This window comes from Acinetobacter lwoffii (assembly GCF_024129115.1).
GTDB classification, from domain to species: domain Bacteria; phylum Pseudomonadota; class Gammaproteobacteria; order Pseudomonadales; family Moraxellaceae; genus Acinetobacter; species Acinetobacter lwoffii_T.
Genome location: NZ_JAMXXO010000072.1, coordinates 1 through 272 on the forward strand (window position 1 = coordinate 1; position 272 = coordinate 272).

Annotated in this window: 1 tRNA gene; it reads left to right on the forward strand. The window is 41.2% G+C overall.

Going from position 1 to position 272, the window contains the following annotated elements:
- The first annotated feature begins 13 nt into the window (after positions 1-13).
- Positions 14-89: transfer RNA gene (locus NI470_RS15715), tRNA-Ala, on the forward strand.
- The last annotated feature ends 183 nt before the right edge of the window (positions 90-272 follow it).

Below are 272 nucleotides of genomic sequence, written 5' to 3' on the forward strand. Positions count from 1 at the left end.
TTATTGATAAGCTGGGGACTTAGCTTAGTTGGTAGAGCGCCTGCTTTGCACGCAGGAGGTCAGGAGTTCGACTCTCCTAGTCTCCACCAAACATTCCTTCGGATACGTAATAAGCAAACGGTTTGATAGCTTATAGAGCTTAGTGATAAAGCAGCGTATAATGCGCGGCATTGTTATTAACCTCTGTGATTTATCACAGTTTCCTGACCTGACGAAGGCTGGAAAAATCATTAACAGAATATATTTGAGTTGAAATAATTTGTTCAAACTCG